19 protein-coding genes are annotated in these 16,382 nt (G+C 62.0%); 2 read left to right on the top strand and 17 right to left on the bottom strand.

The genetic code is table 11. The annotated features are described in order from the left end of the window. Positions 1-46: 46 nt before the first annotated feature. From VHE12_04040 to VHE12_04065, 6 genes are read right to left on the bottom strand one after another with little or no spacing between them, the layout of a single operon-like run. Positions 47-358 carry a hypothetical protein gene (locus VHE12_04040; protein ID HVZ79955.1) on the bottom strand — a complete coding sequence of 104 codons (312 nt, stop codon included), beginning with the start codon at positions 356-358 and terminating at the stop codon, positions 47-49. After that, the gene (locus VHE12_04045; protein HVZ79956.1) at positions 355-1,296 is read right to left on the bottom strand and encodes an aliphatic sulfonate ABC transporter substrate-binding protein; all 942 of its coding nucleotides are present in this window, start codon (positions 1,294-1,296) and stop codon (positions 355-357) included. The genes VHE12_04040 and VHE12_04045 overlap by 4 nt, the downstream gene beginning before the upstream one ends. Continuing rightward, positions 1,293-2,066, bottom strand: a complete 774-nt coding sequence (locus tag VHE12_04050) for an ABC transporter ATP-binding protein (protein HVZ79957.1) — start codon at positions 2,064-2,066, stop codon at positions 1,293-1,295. Before VHE12_04050 ends, VHE12_04045 begins: the two co-directional genes overlap by 4 nt. Next, positions 2,063-2,848 carry an ABC transporter permease gene (locus VHE12_04055; GenBank protein ID HVZ79958.1) on the bottom strand — a complete coding sequence of 262 codons (786 nt, stop codon included), beginning with the start codon at positions 2,846-2,848 and terminating at the stop codon, positions 2,063-2,065. The genes VHE12_04050 and VHE12_04055 overlap by 4 nt, the downstream gene beginning before the upstream one ends. Next, the gene (locus VHE12_04060; protein ID HVZ79959.1) at positions 2,848-3,729 is read right to left on the bottom strand and encodes a lipoyl synthase; all 882 of its coding nucleotides are present in this window, start codon (positions 3,727-3,729) and stop codon (positions 2,848-2,850) included. The genes VHE12_04055 and VHE12_04060 overlap by 1 nt, the downstream gene beginning before the upstream one ends. Positions 3,730-3,766: 37 nt before the next feature. Then, a complete protein-coding gene (locus VHE12_04065) occupies positions 3,767-4,027 on the bottom strand; it encodes a (4Fe-4S)-binding protein (protein ID HVZ79960.1) in 261 nt (86 codons plus the stop codon). A gap of 116 nt (positions 4,028-4,143) precedes the next feature. On the opposite strand from VHE12_04065, the gene VHE12_04070 reads away from it, so the two are divergent. Then, entirely contained in the window at positions 4,144-5,172 is a 1,029-nt protein-coding gene (locus VHE12_04070) for a tetratricopeptide repeat protein (protein ID HVZ79961.1), read from the top strand. A 3-nt stretch (positions 5,173-5,175) separates the two neighbouring features. Here VHE12_04070 and VHE12_04075 read toward each other — a convergent pair whose 3' ends face one another. From VHE12_04075 to VHE12_04125, 11 genes are all read right to left on the bottom strand, one after another. Next, entirely contained in the window at positions 5,176-5,733 is a 558-nt protein-coding gene (locus tag VHE12_04075) for a hypothetical protein (protein ID HVZ79962.1), read from the bottom strand. Between the two features lie 94 nt (positions 5,734-5,827). Next, on the bottom strand, positions 5,828-7,087 hold the full coding sequence (locus VHE12_04080) for a hypothetical protein (GenBank protein ID HVZ79963.1): 1,260 nt from the start codon (positions 7,085-7,087) through the stop codon (positions 5,828-5,830). A 62-nt stretch (positions 7,088-7,149) separates the two neighbouring features. Further along, positions 7,150-7,902: an outer membrane lipoprotein-sorting protein gene (locus VHE12_04085; GenBank protein ID HVZ79964.1), complete on the bottom strand. Its 753-nt coding sequence runs from the start codon at positions 7,900-7,902 to the stop codon at positions 7,150-7,152. 135 nt (positions 7,903-8,037) lie between these two features. After that, positions 8,038-9,327: an FtsX-like permease family protein gene (locus VHE12_04090; protein ID HVZ79965.1), complete on the bottom strand. Its 1,290-nt coding sequence runs from the start codon at positions 9,325-9,327 to the stop codon at positions 8,038-8,040. A 136-nt stretch (positions 9,328-9,463) separates the two neighbouring features. Next, positions 9,464-11,548 carry an FtsX-like permease family protein gene (locus VHE12_04095; protein HVZ79966.1) on the bottom strand — a complete coding sequence of 695 codons (2,085 nt, stop codon included), beginning with the start codon at positions 11,546-11,548 and terminating at the stop codon, positions 9,464-9,466. Then, positions 11,548-12,252: an ABC transporter ATP-binding protein gene (locus VHE12_04100; GenBank protein HVZ79967.1), complete on the bottom strand. Its 705-nt coding sequence runs from the start codon at positions 12,250-12,252 to the stop codon at positions 11,548-11,550. Before VHE12_04100 ends, VHE12_04095 begins: the two co-directional genes overlap by 1 nt. Positions 12,253-12,407: 155 nt before the next feature. Continuing rightward, the gene (locus VHE12_04105) at positions 12,408-12,779 is read right to left on the bottom strand and encodes a DoxX family membrane protein (protein HVZ79968.1); all 372 of its coding nucleotides are present in this window, start codon (positions 12,777-12,779) and stop codon (positions 12,408-12,410) included. Positions 12,780-12,890: 111 nt separating this feature from the next. Then, positions 12,891-13,709 carry a hypothetical protein gene (locus VHE12_04110; GenBank protein ID HVZ79969.1) on the bottom strand — a complete coding sequence of 273 codons (819 nt, stop codon included), beginning with the start codon at positions 13,707-13,709 and terminating at the stop codon, positions 12,891-12,893. Between the two features lie 102 nt (positions 13,710-13,811). After that, on the bottom strand, positions 13,812-14,441 hold the full coding sequence (locus VHE12_04115; protein HVZ79970.1) for a DNA-3-methyladenine glycosylase I: 630 nt from the start codon (positions 14,439-14,441) through the stop codon (positions 13,812-13,814). A 2-nt stretch (positions 14,442-14,443) separates the two neighbouring features. Then, complete coding sequence (locus VHE12_04120) at positions 14,444-14,788, bottom strand: FlgD immunoglobulin-like domain containing protein (protein HVZ79971.1); 345 nt, start codon at positions 14,786-14,788, stop codon at positions 14,444-14,446. Between the two features lie 111 nt (positions 14,789-14,899). Next, positions 14,900-15,187 carry a hypothetical protein gene (locus tag VHE12_04125; protein HVZ79972.1) on the bottom strand — a complete coding sequence of 96 codons (288 nt, stop codon included), beginning with the start codon at positions 15,185-15,187 and terminating at the stop codon, positions 14,900-14,902. Between the two features lie 164 nt (positions 15,188-15,351). On the opposite strand from VHE12_04125, the gene VHE12_04130 reads away from it, so the two are divergent. Then, positions 15,352-16,287, top strand: a complete 936-nt coding sequence (locus VHE12_04130) for a polyphosphate kinase 2 family protein (GenBank protein ID HVZ79973.1) — start codon at positions 15,352-15,354, stop codon at positions 16,285-16,287. Positions 16,288-16,382 lie beyond the last annotated feature (95 nt).

Here is a 16,382-nt window from a genome sequence, read left to right on the forward strand (position 1 = left end):
TTATTTACGTTGGGTAGGGCGGAAGGTCAAAAACAAGGGGGTCGGGTCACTTTTCCTCGTGGGTCCACTGCCAAAGGTTATGCTGGGTAAAGCCTTCTTTCTTGGCCAAATTCTTCACTTCGGACTTGAAGGACTGGACGATCCGGTTCACGTCCTCATCCAGCCTTTGAAGGTCCAGGACCATCTCGACCCGGTCGGGATGGATGACCGGCTCCACCACCTTCAGGCCCGGAAAGCGCTTCGGCAGGCTCCTTAACGCCTGTTCCACGAAGACACGGAGGTTCCCTTGCAGATAGGGTCGCCGGGAGGCGGTAGGAAGGGTCACCCGGACCCGCGAATCGGAAAGGTCCTCGTTCATTTCCCCATTCCCTTTTCGTATCCCAGGTCGAAGAGCTCCCCGATGGGAAAGTCCTTGCGGATGACCTTGCTCGCCAAAAGATAATCCTTAATGGCTCCCATGGCCCGGATATCCTCCGGTTCGATCCTCAAGGACCAGTCATACCCCCGGAGGGAGGGCTTCAGGTCCTCCGCGGGGAACCGGCTTTCCCGGGCCAGGAATTCGAGGGTCTTCCGGGGATGGCCTTTCATATAACGGTTCGTTTCCCGGGTGGCCCTCAGGAAGGCCCGGACCACCTCCGGGTCCTTTCGGCCGAAGGCATTGCGGACCGCGTAGAAGCTGTAGCCGCCGGGCACATGGGCGCTGTCCGCCACCACCCGGGCCTTGCCCGCCCTTTCCAATTGGGTCCGGTAGGGCATCCAAAGCAGGATGGCGTCCACCGCTCCGCTCTGAAGGGCCGGGCCCTGGTCCGGCCCCGCCAGGTTGACCAACCTTACATCCTTCAAGGTCAGTCCCGCCCGGGCAAGGAGCTGGCCCAGGAAGAAATGGAGGCTGGAGCCCACCTGGGCCGCCACCTTCTTGCCCTTCAGGTCGGCGACGGAATGGATGGGCGAGTCGGGCCGCACCAGCAGGGCGTTGGTGGCCGGATTGAAGGCCGCCTTGGCGATGACCTTCAGGTCGATGCCGCCGGCCCGGGCCACCAGGGGCGGCATGTTGCCGATCCCCAGCAGGTCCACCCGGTCCCCCGCCGCCGCCTCCACCATGACAGGCCCGGACAGGAACGGGAGCCATTCGACCTTCTTTCCCAACTTCGCCAATTCCTTCTCGTAAAAGCCCTTGGCCTTGCCGACCAAGAGCACGCTGCTGGAAGGTTGGTAGCCGATTCGCACCGTCCCCAGGTCCGTCGCCCCAAGGGACGCGGCCGACAGGAGGAAAATGGCCAGGGACCGGATGTTCATGTTCGGGACCTCCTTCGCGGGCGGGACGGCTTGCGGAAGAACTCATCGTAGATCCGGGCCCGGATACGGACCAAGGCCGCCCCGTTCCGGTCCCGGGGATGGGACAGGGGCACCGAGAAGACCCTCTTCACCCGCCCCGGGCGCGGGCTCAGGACCACCACCCGGTCCCCCAGGAAGACCGCCTCATCGATATCGTGGGTCACCAGCACCAAGGTGGCCTTCTCCCGTTCCTTCAGCCGCAGGGTCTCTTCCTGCATGCGGATCCTCGTCAGGGCGTCCAGGGCCCCGAAGGGCTCGTCCATCAACAATAGCCGGGGACGGCTGACGAGGGTTCGGGCCAAGGCCGCCCTTTGCCGCATGCCGCCCGACAACTGGGACGGATAGGCCTTCTCGAATCCCTTCAGGCCCGTCCAACCGACGATCTCGTCCACCTTGCCTCCGGGATCCGCGCCCTCCGGCAGGCCGAAGGCCACGTTCCCTTCCACCGTCATCCAGGGGAAAAGGCGCGGCTCCTGGAAGACCATGCCCCGTTCCAGGGCCGGACCCGTCACAAGCCGGCCGTCGAAAAGGACACGGCCTTCGCTGGGCTTCTCCAACCCCGCCATCAGCCGAAGAAGGGTCGATTTACCGCAGCCGCTTTCCCCCACCAGCACCAGGGTCTCGCCCCGGGCCACCGTTAGGTCGATCCCCGACAGGGCGGTCAGGGGGCCTCCGGCCATCTCGAAGCGTTTGTGGACACCCGATAGGACCAGAAGGGGATCGGAGCTCATTGGCCCTCCCCCCGGGTCTGCCAGCGGAGGAACCGCCGCTCGGTCCTCTCGAAAGCCAGGTCGATCAGGATGCCCGTCAGGCCGATGACCGCCACCCCCGCGAGCATCACGTCGGGTTGGGAGACCTCCCGGGCGTACATGATGAGGTAGCCCACCCCGGCGGAAGCCGCGATGAGCTCCGCCCCCACCACGCTGGCCCAGGCGATCCCCATGGCGATACGAAGCCCGGTGAGGATCGCGGGGAAAGCCGAAGGGAGCACGACCCGTAAAAGCAGCGTTCGGGGGCCCTTTTCAAGCGCCCGGGCCACCTCCAATAGTTTTGGGTCCGTATCCCGTACACCCCGAAGCGTGTTCAAGAGCACCGGCCAAAAGCTCCCCACGGCGATGACGGTCACCTTCGAGCCCTCGTCGATGCCCATCCAGAGGATGAGCACCGGGATCCAGGCGATGGTGGGGATGGGCCGCAGGAACCCCGTCACCAACCAGAGGGCCCGCTCCAGCCGGGGGGAAAGGCCGAGCCCGAGTCCCAGCAGGATGCCTAGGCCCGATCCGGCGAGGAAGCCCTCCAGGACCCGCACCATGCTCACCCTCCAATGGTGCCAAAGCTCGCCGGAAGCCAAAAGGTCGAGGAAAGCCTTTCCCACCGCGAGGGGCGCGGGCAAGAGTGCGGGCTTGATCCATCCCAGGTCGGAGGCCCCTTGCCATAGGAAAAGGACCAGGACGGGCGCGACGAGCGGCAGGAAGAAACGGAAGGACCAGGAAGGGCCGGGACCCTTGGACATTATCGGCCGCCGGCCAATCGGTCGGCCAGGTAGCTGGATCGGGTGAGCGGGCTGGCCTGGACGGCCAGACCCATCCGGGCCCCTTCCTCGGTCCAGCGCCGGTAACGGTCGAGGGGCACGTATTCGGCCACCTCCAGGGTCGAACCGGGCGGCTTCAGGTATTGGCCGATGGTGAAGAACTTCACGCCCGCGTCCTTCGCGTCGCGAAGGACCTGGAGCACTTCCTCCTCCGTCTCGCCGAAACCCACCATCAACCCGGCCTTGAGCATGACCTTGGCGCCGCCGGCGCTCCCGCGGAACCAACGGAACAAGCCCAGGGAGCGTCCATAGTCGGCCCCGGGCCGGATGGGTCCGTAAAGACGCGGGATGGTCTGAAGGTCGTGGGCGATGGTGTCCGGCGGGTCCTGGAGGAGAACGGCGTAGGAACTTTCCTTGCCCTGGAAGTCGGGCACGAGGATCTCGATCTTGAGCGCCGGGTTGAAGTCGCGCAGGGCCCGCACGATGCGGGTGAACTGCCCCGCGCCGCCGTCGGGAAGCTCGTCCCGGTTGGGGGATGTCATCACCAGGTAGCGCACATCGAGGGTCCGGGCGATCTCCACCACCTTGGCCGGCTCGTCCGGGTCCAAGGGAAGGGGCTTGCCCGTCGTGACCGCGCAGAAGGGGCATCCCCGGGTGCAGATGGAACCCATCACCATGATGGAGATGGTCCCGTGATGGGGCAGGCATTCACCCCGGTTGGGACACTTGGCCTCCTCACAGATGGTATGCACCCCGTTCATGGGAAGCTTGCCGATGGCGTCCCGGAAGACGTGCTTGGGATGGGGATTGATGAGGAAGGACGGAACGGGCGAAGGGGTCGCTGGGATCGTGTCAGGGCTCATGGGGCCTCAGGATAAACGAAAAGGGCATGGGAAGCACCTAGGGCCGGGAGGCCTTCAGGTCCTCCAAGGTCGGCGGCGGGTCCAGGCTGAGCGCACCGGAGGGGCACAGGATCACTTGATCGCGGATCTCGATCGTGGCCGCGGCCTTGGGGTCCACCCAGGGACGCCGGGAAGGATCGAAGACCTTGGGCAAGCCCGCCGCGCATAGCCCCGAGTGGATGCAAAGGTGGGGCTTCCAGACGACGGTGATCTCGCCGTTGGGATAGCGTTTGGTGATCTTGCGGCCCTTGAGGTCCATGGATTTCACCTTTGTTTCTCGGCGGAATTGGCCTTGGGAAACCGGTTTCCAGCTTCCGAGGCGGGGCGATATACTCCTACCCGTTCCGAGCCATCCCAATTATCCAGAGAGGCCCTATGAAAAACCATTCCCTCAAATCGTTCTTTTTCGCGATCGTCGCACTTTTAGGAATGGCCGCTTCCCAAGCCCGGGCCCAGGCCACGGCCAACCAATATCTGACCGCCGCCAATCAATTTTACAACCAGAAGAACTACACCCAGGCCGCCGTTTATTACCGGGCCGCCGCCCAAGTGGACCCGAACAACGCCGTCGCCTACCAGGGTCTCGGTAGCTGTCAGTATGCCCAGGGCCAAAAAGCCGAGGCCTTGGCCTCCTACGAAAGATCGCTCGTCTTGAACCCCAACAACCCTCCCTTGGCCAATTTCGTCCAGTCCCTGCGGGCCCAGGTGGGGACCTCCCCCGCCGCCCAATACCCGGCTTCTTCCGGTTCCTCGGGCATCGCCCAGGACGTTCTGGCCAGCCCCTCCAACGCCTACGCCGTTCCCGGCGCCCAGGAAGCGGTGCCCAACAACCCGAACAATCCCAACGAGTCCAACAGTTGGACGGCGGGCCACAGCCATGACCGCAACAACGTGGACATCTTCCTGGGACCGGTCTTCTACAGCGGCATGACGGGCTTCGGCTTGGGTTCCACCTACAACTTCCCCATCGACAACAATTTCGAGGTGGGGATCGGCTCGAACCTTTATTTCTTCAGCCAGACCCTGAACGACCAATACGGCTACAGCTACACCAACATCCAATTCTTCACGGAGGGGCTGCTGCTGGCCAAGTACCTGTTCGGGAACAAGAAGGACATCCGCCCCTTCGCCTTCGGCGGCGGCGGCTTGGACGCCTTGGTGGGCTTGAACACGGGGAGCAACGGTTACGGCGGGTCTTCTTTCGGCTTCGACCCCATGCTCCAGCTCGGCGGCGGGGTGAACATCCCCTTGGGCACCTCCGCGGCTTTCTTCCTTCAGGGCAAGATCTCGCTGGTCTTCGGGGGGATCAACAGCAGCACTTCCTCCAGCGGGACCCAGACCTCGGGCGGGGGCGGCAGTTTCTCCTACATTCCCCTGGAAGCGGGCTTCTCCCTCCCGCTCTGACCCTTACTGGGGACGGGAGCTGAGGATCCGGATGGCGTTGGCGATGATGGGCGCCCAGGGCGTGTTCGCCGCGTTGGGTTGGATCATTTGGAGCACTTCCAATTGGTTCGGCCGGTCCACCCGCTCCAAGTAACTGTCGGACGCGAAGAAATCCCCCTTCTCCACCACCCGGTAGGACCCCAGGAAATAAAGTCTCCCCGGCTGGGTGATCGTGAAATCGTAACCCTGTTCCGGGAACTTCATGTTGTATTGGGAGACGTTGGTGAAGATGGCGTGGGGGCTCCCGCCGTACTCGGCGAGTTTGAAGCGGCCCGGCACGGTGAAATCCTCCCGGTAGAAGGCCTTCTGGTCGATGCGCATGTAATAAAAAGGCTTCTCGATGGCGGGGTAGGTCTGCTGGTATTCGATGTAATTCAGGTTGCAAGGCGACTTATCGGTGTCCAGGTAGCCGAAGACCAGGGCATGGGACGCCGTGTCGGTGAACTCCAACTCCTTGCTCAGGCCCGCGCAGCCCACACAGACCAGGATCACCGACGACAGGAAAAGAAGGAACCATTTCATAACCCACCCCCGCTTTCAAGATAAAGGCCCCGGCAACCGGGCCATTCTAGGCGCAAAGATGGGGAAGGCAAATGATCGGAAAGGGAGGTTTTCCCTAGAAATTGACGTCGAGCCGGGTCCCCAGTTCGGCCATCTGGCCCGGAAGGTAGAAGGTCCCGCCCAACGAGCCCCAGTGGGCCGTGGCATAGACCCGGCCACTGAGGCGGTCGCTGAACTGACAGACCGTGTCCAGGCGGGAAAGCCCGCTCGTGTCGATGAGGTTGTAGAGGTTGGTCTCGATGAAGGTCAGGTCGGTCCAACCGCCCGGCCCGGGAAGGTAGATGGAGAAGATCCCGTATTCGGCCAGGGCCCCCGCCTGGAAATGCTCGGCCTGCAGGGTCACCGTATTGCTGGAGCGGTCGGCATACTTGATCTCCCAACTGGCGCCCACGCTGGTGGCGTCCTTCCATTCGCCCGCGTCGTTCTGGCCCATGGCCCCTTCGAAGTAGAAGTCCAGGTCCCCCACCGACTGGGAGATGTCGAAACCCGCCTTCCCGGTTTGACCCCGGGGCAGGATGCCCGACAGGGATATCTCGCCCGCCCCTAAAAGACCCTCGAGGCCGTCATACCCCAGTTCCCCCCGGAAGTAGCCGCCGCTCGGGTTCCCCGTGGAGGGATTCCCCACCAGGCCGCAGAGGTAAAGATTGGCCGTACCCGAGGGGACCTGCATCTTCACCATATCCACGCCCGGGCGTTCGTCGGACGGCAGGAAGAAATCGAACTGTTGGGAATTGAGGAAGTCGGTCGGGTTGAAGAACTTGGCCGCGCCGTATTTCACCTTTTGGCGGCCGAGGGTGAAGAAGAGCTGGTGGCCGATGTTGGCGGAAATGCGCAGTTCCTGCAGGCTCACCTGCAGGTTCTCGCTGGTCCCCAGGCCGAAGCCATAGGGATTGGAGAAGGAGGCCGAACCTCCGCCCCCGGTCAGGCCCGTGGGATCGTAGTAAAGACGGGTCCGGGCGAAGACCCGGCTGTCGTTCTCCAGCTTCGAGTCGAGGTAGAGGAAAAGCAGGTTGGGGTTGGCCACTTGGTCGTTCTCCAAGGGAACGCCGTTGACCAGGTAATAGTCCGCCTCGCTGGAAAGGGTCCCGCCGATCTGCAGGCTCTCCTCGGGGATGTCCTTCTTCCGCATCGCCGGCGCGCCGGACTCGTCCGCCGGCGTGGTGGCCGCGGGCTTGGCTTGTTCACCGCCGAAAAGGTCGTCTTCCTTGGGCCGGTCCGCCGCTAAAGAAGGCCGGGTGATCCCCATGAGAAGAAAAAATAAAAAAATAAGACCTTTGGCCGCGAATTGGCGCGGATGAACGCGGATCAAACCCAAGTCCATCTCCTTTTGTCTTTTTCTTTCATTCGCGGAAATTCGCGCCGATTTGCGGCCAAGCCTTACCGGCTCTTCGTTTCCAGCCAGGCCTTGGTGAACATGTTGTCGGGCAGGGCCGAGAGGTCCACCGATTCGATGATCACCAGGGTCGAATTGGCCTTGTCGATCTCATCGAAGATGCGGATCTCCTTGGGATACCAGACCTCGCCCTTCTTGGTCTCGCTGTAGAGCTTCTGCCACTTGGGCCGGTAGCTGGTTCGCATGAGGCGGCCTGAGAGGGCGAAATCCTGCCGCTTGAGGTCGTTGCCGGAGTCCTCGTCCACCCAAAATTCCACGATCGGGTAGGCCAGGTCCTTGCCGGGTTTGCCGGTCAGTTTCAGGTGCCAGACCTTGAAGTTGCCCAGTTTCTCCTCACCGAGATACTCCGGATCGTATTCATTGGCCAGGTCGGACTGGTCGAAGTCCTCCCGACGGGAATCGGTGCCGCCGATGCGCTCCCGGTCCGTGCGGCGTTCCCACTTGCCCACGGTCGGGTCGTAGTACCAGAGGTTCCGGTCCACGCGCAGGTATCCCTTCCCTGCGTCGGTCTTGGGCTTGGTGAAGAGGATCATGAGCTTCTGGTCCAGGTCCCGGCGGTAGACCAGGGCATCCCGGGCCACATCGGGCTTGTCCTTCTCGTGCTGTTCGATGTAGACCAGGGCCTTGTAGTCCCCCGGGCTCTTGATGCGCTCGTCGATGCCCTTCAGGATCTCGACCATCCGGGCCTTGCTGAGGGCTTCGGCCGCCGAAAGGAACCCGGGAGCCAACACCAACATCAAGACCAAAAGGCGATTTTTACCGCGAAGAAACGAAGTCCGCGAAGAAAGATCTTTTGTCGTTTTCAATTCCGAACCCTCCCTTTTCATTCTTCTAACTTCGCCCTCTTCGCGTCTTCGTGGTCCCAATAGGGTCTATCCAACGTGGGACATGGCCGTGACCGGCTTCAAACGGGCGGCCCGGAACGAGGGGATGAGCGACACCAGCGTGCAGCAAAGGGTGATGACCAGGGCGCTGCCCAGGATGCGGACGGGCTCCAGGGCGAAGCGCAGCGTGTTGGACATGGTGAAGAACTGGGCCCCCTCGGGCACCGGGATATGCAGGTGGTCGAGGAAAAGCGCGATCAGGCAGCCCAGGAATGCCCCGGCGGCGGTCCCCAGCAGCCCCAAGAGGAAGGTCTCGATCACGAACATGACCATCACCCGCCAGCGCCGCATGCCGATGGCCCGGAGCGTCCCGATCTCCCGTGTGCGTTCCCGGATGGCGATCCAGAGGGTGTTCATGATCCCCACCGCGATGATGACCAAGAGCACCGTGGTCAGCAGGAAGCTCAGGCCGTCGATGGCGGTGAGCGCCCAGATGACGTAGCTGATCTCGTCCTCCCAGGTGGTGATGTCGAGCTTCTGGCCCGTCCATTCCTCCCGGTTCACCTCCTGGAATTTCTGCCAAAAGGCCTTGTTGGCGCTCCGGTCCATGACCGTGTAGCCGGCCTCGGTGAGGGCCTTGCGCAGCAGGTCCATGTCCCGGGGGATGTTCTTCATGTCCTTCAGGTAGACCAGCAGGGCCCCGGTGGCCGAATCATTGATCTGGTAAAGCCGATTCAAGGTCTCCTCGGGCACGAAGACGTTCCAGGAGGTCATGAGCCCCATGTCCTCGGCCACCGCCGCCACCTTCACGTCCACCGTGTTGTTCACGCCCCGGTCGGTCAGCACCGAGAAGACCATGCTGTCCCCGGCCTTCACCTTGAACTTCTTGGCCTGGCTGGCGAAGATCAGCACCGACCCGGGTTTGGCCAGGTCCGAGAGCTTCCCGTCGCGGATCTTGAGCACCTGGGGGAGGTTGGGCTCCTTGGAAAGCTCCACGCCTGCGATCCCTACCTGCATGCTGGCCTCTTCCGAGACCAGGCGGGCCCAGCCCCGGCCGCGGGCCGTCACGTAATCCAGGTCGGGCAGGGTCTTTTCCACGATCTGTTGGATGCGCTTGTAATCGGTCACCAGGGGGGCGCTCTGGCCGGCGGTGATCTTGTAGAAGCCGCCCACGTTCAGGTGGCCCGTGGCCACCGTGGTGGCGGATTCGAGCATGGTCTTTTTTACGCCCGAGGAAAGGCACCCCAGGAAGACCAGCAGGGTCGTCACGGCCGCGATGGCCCCGCCCAGCATGAAGGTGCGCCGGCCGTGGCTCAGGAGATTGCGATACGCGATCAAAAACAATTGATCCATTTTTAAATCCTTAATTTCGAATTAAGAACCCAGAATCATGAATGACGGTGGATTTTCGAGATTTTCGAAAATCTTCCAACATTCAAAATTTAAAATTCAAAATTCTTAATTGCCTTTCTAGCTAGTCATCCGAGGCCATCGCCGTCACCGGCGAGACCCGGGTGGCCATCAGGGCGGGGTAAAGCGCCGAGATGCAGGTCACGATGAGCACCACGAAGAAGGCCCCGATCAGGCTCCCCGGATTGACCCAGGGATAGAGCTTGGGGCCCGAGAAAAAGAAATAAAGGAAGTCATTGGCCGCCGGGATGCCCGCCTTCCCCATATAGCCGACCCAAAGGGTCCCCAGCAGGGCCCCCACCGTGCCGAAGACCAGCCCCAGCACCACGGTCTCGGTGAGCACCATGGCCAGCACGAAGGCCCGGCGAGCCCCGATGGCCCGGAGCGTCCCGATCTCCCGCACCCGCTGGAGGGTGGCCATGACCACCGCGTTGTTGATGATGACCAGGGCCACCACGAAGATGATGGCGGTGGCGAAATAAAGGATACCCTTGGCCACGAAGACGAACTGGCCCAGGTTCCCCGCCGCCTTCTGCCAGTCGATGACCTTGAGTCCCAGTTTGTCCCGGTCACTGATCTCCTGGAGCTCCTTCAGGGTCTGCTTCATCTTGGAAGGGTCCTTCAGGATGATCGCGGCCCCCAGGGCCACCCCCTTCTCCATCTCCTCTGGGGAATAGGTCCGGTGGACCAGGTCCGCCCGGTCGACCTTGTGGGCGCTTCCCATCTCCTTGGCCACGTCGATCTTCTTTTGATGGGTTTCCTGGACCACCGAGGATTCGGACCCGCCGAAAAGCTCCTCCTCGGCCTTGTCCCGGGGCACATAGGTGGCCCCGGCGGCCTTCTTGAGGGCCTGGGTCTCGGCGATCTTGTCGGGGGTGATGTAGCCATAAAGGTCCCGGAAGCTCATCAGGTCCATGAGCGACATGCCCCCGGCCAGGCCGGACTTCTCCAGGCCCTTGAACTGGAAGGTGCCGTAGACCTTCACGCTGACGGCCTGCACGTAACCCGACTTGGTATAGGCCTTGATGGTGAGGAAATCCCCGGGCTTGATCCGGTAAAGGTCCACCAACGGGGCCAGTTGATCATAGAAAACCTTGTAGCGGGCCTCGAAGTTGGCGTCGTCCGTGTCGAAGAAGGCGGAAAGCAGCTTCGCCACCTCCGTTTCCTTCGAGCCCAGGACGCCCTGCAGAATGGAGACGGCCTTCTTCGTGGAGAGGGGGTCGAGTTGGAGGACGATCTCGCGGGTCTGCTGGCGGTTCTGCTTCACCAGGTCCTGCAGGTCCGGATCCTTGGCGATCTTCTTGTGTTTCTCCGTCAGGGCCTCATGGATCTGGTCGAGGCGGTGGGCCGCCTTCAGCTTGAACTGCTCCTCATAGGTGTACTTGGAGAGCAGCATTCCTCGGTGCCCGGGCGGGACCGCCTGGCCGTCCACGATCTGGAGGCGGTCGAAGCTCTTCGTGAAGCTGTCCAGGTCCGTGCCCACGTAACCCAGGAAGATCTGGTCCGAATCCGGCACCAGGTAGGCGATATGGTTCTCCAGGAACTCCAGGTGGTCCAGCGGGTCGGCATCGAAGGTCCGCCAAAAACCGGGGGAGGAGGCCTTCGCCAGGTCCCGCAGGGCCTGGGGATCCACCGCGTCCTTGGCCGCGATCTTGCCCAACTTTCCCATGTCGGTCTGGATGACGGTGATCATCTGGCGCACATGGGCCTTGAGGCTCTCGATCTTCTCCCGGGGCAAGCGGGTTCCCGGGGTCTCGCCCTTGCGCAGTTTCTCCAGGACCTGGTCGATGGTATTGCCGTAGACCAGGATGGCGGTGTTGATGCCCTCGGGCACCACCGCCGCCACGTTCGGGTGCTGAAGGAGCGGTCCCTTGATCCTGGAGAAATCCGGTATGGGGTCCAGGTCGGGGATCTGCCATTGCTCGAACAGGGAGGGCGAGTCCTTGGAGGAGGCCTGGTAGACCTGGAGGTTCCCGGCGATGGAGCCGATGATGCTCCGGCTCATGGCCTTGTCCATGCTGTTGACCAGCGATCCCCCGACGACGAAGAGGAGGGTCCCCACCAGGAGGATGAGCCCGATCACCACGTTCAGGAAGCTGGAAAAGACGTTCCGGAGCGCGATACGAAAGAGAAGAAGGGCCTGGTCCATCAGCGGGCCATGGCCTTCTTCTCGGTGCCGTCGGCGATCCTGCCGTCGGCCAGGCGGACCACCGAGTTGGCGTGGCTCATGACCTTGGCGTCATGGGTGGAGAAGATGAAGGTGGTCTTCTCCACCCGGTTCATCTCCTTCATCAGGTCGATGATGTTCTCCCCCGTCACCGAGTCCAGGTTGGCGGTGGGCTCGTCGGCCAGCACGATCTTGGGCCGCGTCACCAGGGCCCGGGCGATGGCCACCCGTTGGCGCTGGCCGCCGGAGAGCTCGCTGGGGCGGTGATGGGAATGCTTGTCCAACCCCACCTTTTCCAGGAGCGCGTTCACCCGCTTGGCCCTCTCCTCCTTGCCCAGTTTGCGCTGCAAAAGCAGGGGGAACTCCACGTTCTGGAAGACCGAGAGCACCGGCACCAGGTTGAAGCTCTGGAAGATGAAACCCAGCGTGTTCAGCCGGAGGTCGGTCAATTGCCGGTCGTTCAGGTTCCGGGTGTCATGGCCGTCCACCAGCACCGTGCCCCGGGTGGCCGTATCCACGCAACCGATGAGGTTGAGGAGCGTCGTCTTGCCGGACCCGGAGGGGCCCACGATGGAAAGGAAGTCGCCCTGGGAGACGGACAGGTCCACGCCCTGGAGGGCGGGCACCACCACCTTGTCCAGGTGGTATTCCTTATGAACGTCCTGGATGGAAACGATGTCGCCCATAACGGCTCCTTGTGCGGGTTAGGGCCTTTCAGCTGCCCTTGAAGACGGGAAAAAATAGCAATGTCCAGGGTGGAATCTCAAGCCCTTCCGGAGAAAGCGGGCCTCGCCACCCTTGAATGAACGACGAACGGGTCGACCCGGACCGGACAGGCCTATCAGGCCTTGCTCTTGAAGGTGGAAGCGATCACCAGGGCCCCACCCAGGAGCCCTGTATCCTTATAAAGGCCCATCAGGGACATCATCTGGGTCGGGGGGTCGGCCAACCCGGGCAGGTGGACCGTGGCGATGAAGACGAGCAGCATGAGGGCCAGGCCGAAGCAGGCGGCCCGCCCCTGTTTGCCCGTGATGATGGCCAGCGCCGCCAGGATCATGGCCACGCCCGTGAAATAGATCCAAAAGGCCCCGCCCGGGAACATCCCCGGGACCATTCCCTTCATCTTGTCCGCGTTCATCAGGTGCCCCGCCCCGAACCCCAGGAACGGCAGGGAATAGATGGTGCGGCCCACGAAGACCAATAACTTTTCCATGGATGCCTCCTAAAAGGAAGGATTTGTTTACGGCCATTCTAGGCGACCCCGCCTTTCCAGGCGGCAAGGAAGGGTAAATTTCGGGGGTAATCGTAGAACGAAGGGAAAAGCCTAAAAATCGTCGGCGACGATCTTCACACTGATGGTCGGTTCGGACTTTTTGCGGGTAAAGACCACCTCTTCCATATCCTCCAGCACGGACACGATGGCGCTCCCGGTCCCGATAAGGCTCAAGTGGGCCGATTTGAGGGTGCCCGGGTAACTGTGGAGCCCGGCGAAGTGCTTGGGCGAATGGTGGATGTAGGTGTAGCCCTGGGGATCGTAGCGGCAGGCCGCTTCGATGACGGGTTTCTGGTCGTCCTTGTTGAGGGCCTTGGTCAGCATGACCTCCAGCGTGTCCTCGTCGAGCTTTCGGTCGGGAATGTCGAAGAAGACCGCCGAGACGCAGTAATTGGAGTCCGGTGCGAAGCGCAGCTTGGTGGCCGCCTTCTTGACCGAGTGGAAGAGCTTCTCCGGCTCCTCCTTTAGGGCCAACTCCTTGCCCACGATCTCATGCAAGGTCACGGTGCGGGCGGGCTTCTTGATGAGCTTGTTCATGCGCTCGAACATGAGCCGGCCGTCCTTCTCGGGGCTGCAGGTATAGAGCTCGTCGATCAGCCGCTTGGTCTTAGGGTTATAGATGAGGCAACGGTGGGACTCGGAAAGGATCCAGGAGAATTGGAGGACCGTCTCCGGTCCGACCAGGCCCAGGCCGGGGAACGGGATGAAGCCCAGGATGTTGAAATGATTGGCCAGCAGGCTGTCGTTGCCCATCTCCAGCAGGGCCGTCCCGAGTTTTTTGGGATCGGCGGGCATCTCCACCTTCTCATAAATGGAGAAGATGCCGGTGCCTTTGGCGTATTTGGAATCGTCGAGCGTTTCGGTGGTCATGGAGTGCCGATATTCTATGAAAAAGGGGATGAAAAAGGAAAATCAAAACACTCTTGATCGCGGAAGGACCCTTCCGAACTTCCCGTCATGCAGAACGGAGCCTTAAACGACCCTTCGCTTCTTCCCGGTTTTTTCGCTTCTTCGAGGTGAGGTTTTTACCCCGTGGTAACGGAAACAATCCACGATGTGGTCGTTCACCATCCCCGCGGCCTGCATATGGGCGTAGAGGACCGTCGGGCCCAGGAAGCCGAAGCCCCTTTTTTTCAGGTCCTTCGACCAGGCCTCCGCTTCCGGGATCACCACCGGGACCTGCTTGAGCGAACGGAACCGGTGGTGGATGGGCTTCCCGCCGACCCATCCCCACATATAGCGGGAAAAGGACCCGAACTCCTTTTGGACCTCGAGGAAGCAGCGGGCGTTCCGGATGACCGCCTTGATCTTGGCGCGGTTGCGCACGATCCCCGCGTCCTTGAGGAGCCGGGCCTGCTCCCGGGCGCCCCAGCGGGCGATGCGCTTCGGGTCGAGGCCCCGGAAAGCCCGGCGGAAGTTCTCGCGCTTATGAAGGACCGTTCTCCAGGAGAGGCCCGCCTGGAAGGCCTCCAGGACCAGGTATTCGAAGATGCGCCGGTCGTTGCGCAGGGGAACGCCCCACTCCCGGTCATGGTAGGCGACCATGAGAAGGTCATCGCTATTGAGCCATCCGCAACGGGTCCGAGGTTTAGGCGCGGGCAAGACTATTGAACGGCGAGGATGCGGGCGGTATGCAGGGATTGGTTGTCCTTGAACAGGATCAGGTAGACCCCGCTGGCCACCTTGTCCCCGTTCACGTTCTTCCCATCCCAACTATAGGATTGGGTGAAGGCGCCGATGGTGTCGATGTGCTCCAGGATCCGGACCAATTCCCCCACGGAGTTGTAGATGCGCAGGGAGACGGTATTCGGGAAATTCGGGGCCGTGACCTGGATATCGACGGTGTCCGTGCCGGGCGTGAAAACGTTCTTGGACACGTAAAGTTCGTCCGATTGGGCCCAGGCGCAAGCGGCCCCGGCGAGGAACAACGCGGTCAAGATCGTCTTCAAATCATCCTCCTGAAAAAGTCCCTTGGATGGATTATACCCCGGTTCGGGCGGGCTGGGGGGCCGCCCCAAGCCCGGACCTCGCCCTTTCTTCCCGTTCAACCCGGGCCAAGGTCACTGGAAGAGGTCCTTCCACTTCTTTTCCATGTCTTCCTTCGGCGGGCCCGCCGCTCCGCCCCCTTTCGCGCCCATCTCGAACTCATCGCAGAAATTCCGCTTGTCCTTCTCGCGCACGGGTTCGGTGGTGCGGCTCAGGCATTGATTGTGGACGGATGGATCGTAGAGCCGGCAGTTCCGGCAGCAATGAAGGTCCGCGCCGCATCCGGCGCAGGTCTCGTTGCGCCCGGGCTGGGAACCGGGCGTCCCTTCCCAAGGCTTGCCGCAAGCATGGCATTTCCTCATGATCGTCCTTCCGTGTTGATCGTTCTTGGACATTCTTCCACCGGGATTTCTCCTTGAAAAGACCGTATCACGCGTTACGGCCAGGTTAAAAAATCCGGGGAAAGGGTCCGTTGACGTCGTGGGGAATGATAATAGCCCCCCATCGGCCGACCCCGGAGGATACCGTGATCAAGAAAAGTTTCCTGAACAAGTTCGTCATCAAACCCGGAAAACAGGTCTACTTCCGGGACCTGGACCCGGGCTGGGCCTCCCACAAGGACCTGCTGGACAGGTTCGGCGAGGAAAGGGTCATGCGCCTGGCCAAGAAGATCCTCAAGCGCAACCTGGAGAACCTGGCCGAGGCCCAGAACCTTTTGTGGGCCTCCGATACCTACGGCATCCTGGTGATCCTCCAGGCCATGGACGCCGCCGGAAAGGACGGCATCATCCGCCATGTGATGTCGGGGCTCAACCCCCAGGCCTGCCAGGTGCACAACTTCAAGAAACCCACCAACGACGAGTTGGACCACAATTTCCTCTGGCGCTACATGAAGGCCCTGCCCCAGCGCGGTCGCATCGGTATCTTCAACCGTTCCTATTACGAGGACGTGCTGGTGGTGAAGGTGCACCCCGAATATCTCGATCACCAGAAGCTCCCGCCCGGCGTCAAGGGCGAGAACATCTGGAGGCACCGTTACAGCGACATCAACCATTTCGAGAAGCACCTGACCCGGAACGGCATCATCGTCCTGAAGTTCTACCTGCACATGTCCAAGGATGAGCAGCGCAAGCGGCTCCTGGCCCGTTTGAACAATCCGGCGAAACATTGGAAATTCTCCGATTCGGACCTGCCCGAGCGGGCCTATTGGGACGATTACATGAAGGCTTACGAGGACGCCTTGACCGCCACCTCCACCGAATGGGCGCCTTGGTACGTGATCCCCTCCAACCACAAATGGGCCTCGCGGACCCTGGTGGCGGACATCCTGGCCGGGACCATCTGCAACTTAGGCCTGGAATTCCCCAAGATCACCGCCGAACGCCGTAAGCGCCTGGAGGCGGCCCGGATCCAATTGGAGAACGAGGTGGAGGAGCTGGCCGAAGGGACGATGACGGCCTGACGGTCCGACCGGCTCCCGCACGGGACCGCTTCTTCCGCCTAGGCCCAATGCGTCAAAAGTGCCCTGCCCCCAAAAAAACAGGGAATAATCAGGGG

The sequence above is a fragment of the bacterium genome, assembly GCA_035549195.1.
Classification (GTDB): domain Bacteria; phylum Oederibacteriota; class Muellerivitia; order Muellerivitales; family Muellerivitaceae; genus DASZRK01.

Bases quoted from the DNA above. Each gene is read 5' to 3' on its own strand.
- VHE12_04105 (HVZ79968.1), bottom strand. From the start codon at position 12,779: ATGGAAAAGTTATTGGTCTTCGTGGGCCGCACCATCTATTCCCTGCCG.
- VHE12_04095 (HVZ79966.1), bottom strand. From the start codon at position 11,548: ATGGACCAGGCCCTTCTTCTCTTTCGTATCGCGCTCCGGAACGTCTTT.
- VHE12_04100 (HVZ79967.1), bottom strand. From the start codon at position 12,252: ATGGGCGACATCGTTTCCATCCAGGACGTTCATAAGGAATACCACCTG.
- VHE12_04045 (HVZ79956.1), bottom strand. From the start codon at position 1,296: ATGAACATCCGGTCCCTGGCCATTTTCCTCCTGTCGGCCGCGTCCCTT.
- VHE12_04070 (HVZ79961.1), top strand. From the start codon at position 4,144: ATGAAAAACCATTCCCTCAAATCGTTCTTTTTCGCGATCGTCGCACTT.
- VHE12_04125 (HVZ79972.1), bottom strand. From the start codon at position 15,187: ATGAGGAAATGCCATGCTTGCGGCAAGCCTTGGGAAGGGACGCCCGGT.
- VHE12_04050 (HVZ79957.1), bottom strand. From the start codon at position 2,066: ATGAGCTCCGATCCCCTTCTGGTCCTATCGGGTGTCCACAAACGCTTC.
- VHE12_04075 (HVZ79962.1), bottom strand. From the start codon at position 5,733: ATGAAATGGTTCCTTCTTTTCCTGTCGTCGGTGATCCTGGTCTGTGTG.
- VHE12_04085 (HVZ79964.1), bottom strand. From the start codon at position 7,902: ATGTTGGTGTTGGCTCCCGGGTTCCTTTCGGCGGCCGAAGCCCTCAGC.
- VHE12_04065 (HVZ79960.1), bottom strand. From the start codon at position 4,027: ATGGACCTCAAGGGCCGCAAGATCACCAAACGCTATCCCAACGGCGAG.
- VHE12_04110 (HVZ79969.1), bottom strand. From the start codon at position 13,709: ATGACCACCGAAACGCTCGACGATTCCAAATACGCCAAAGGCACCGGC.
- VHE12_04060 (HVZ79959.1), bottom strand. From the start codon at position 3,729: ATGAGCCCTGACACGATCCCAGCGACCCCTTCGCCCGTTCCGTCCTTC.
- VHE12_04055 (HVZ79958.1), bottom strand. From the start codon at position 2,848: ATGTCCAAGGGTCCCGGCCCTTCCTGGTCCTTCCGTTTCTTCCTGCCG.
- VHE12_04040 (HVZ79955.1), bottom strand. From the start codon at position 358: ATGAACGAGGACCTTTCCGATTCGCGGGTCCGGGTGACCCTTCCTACC.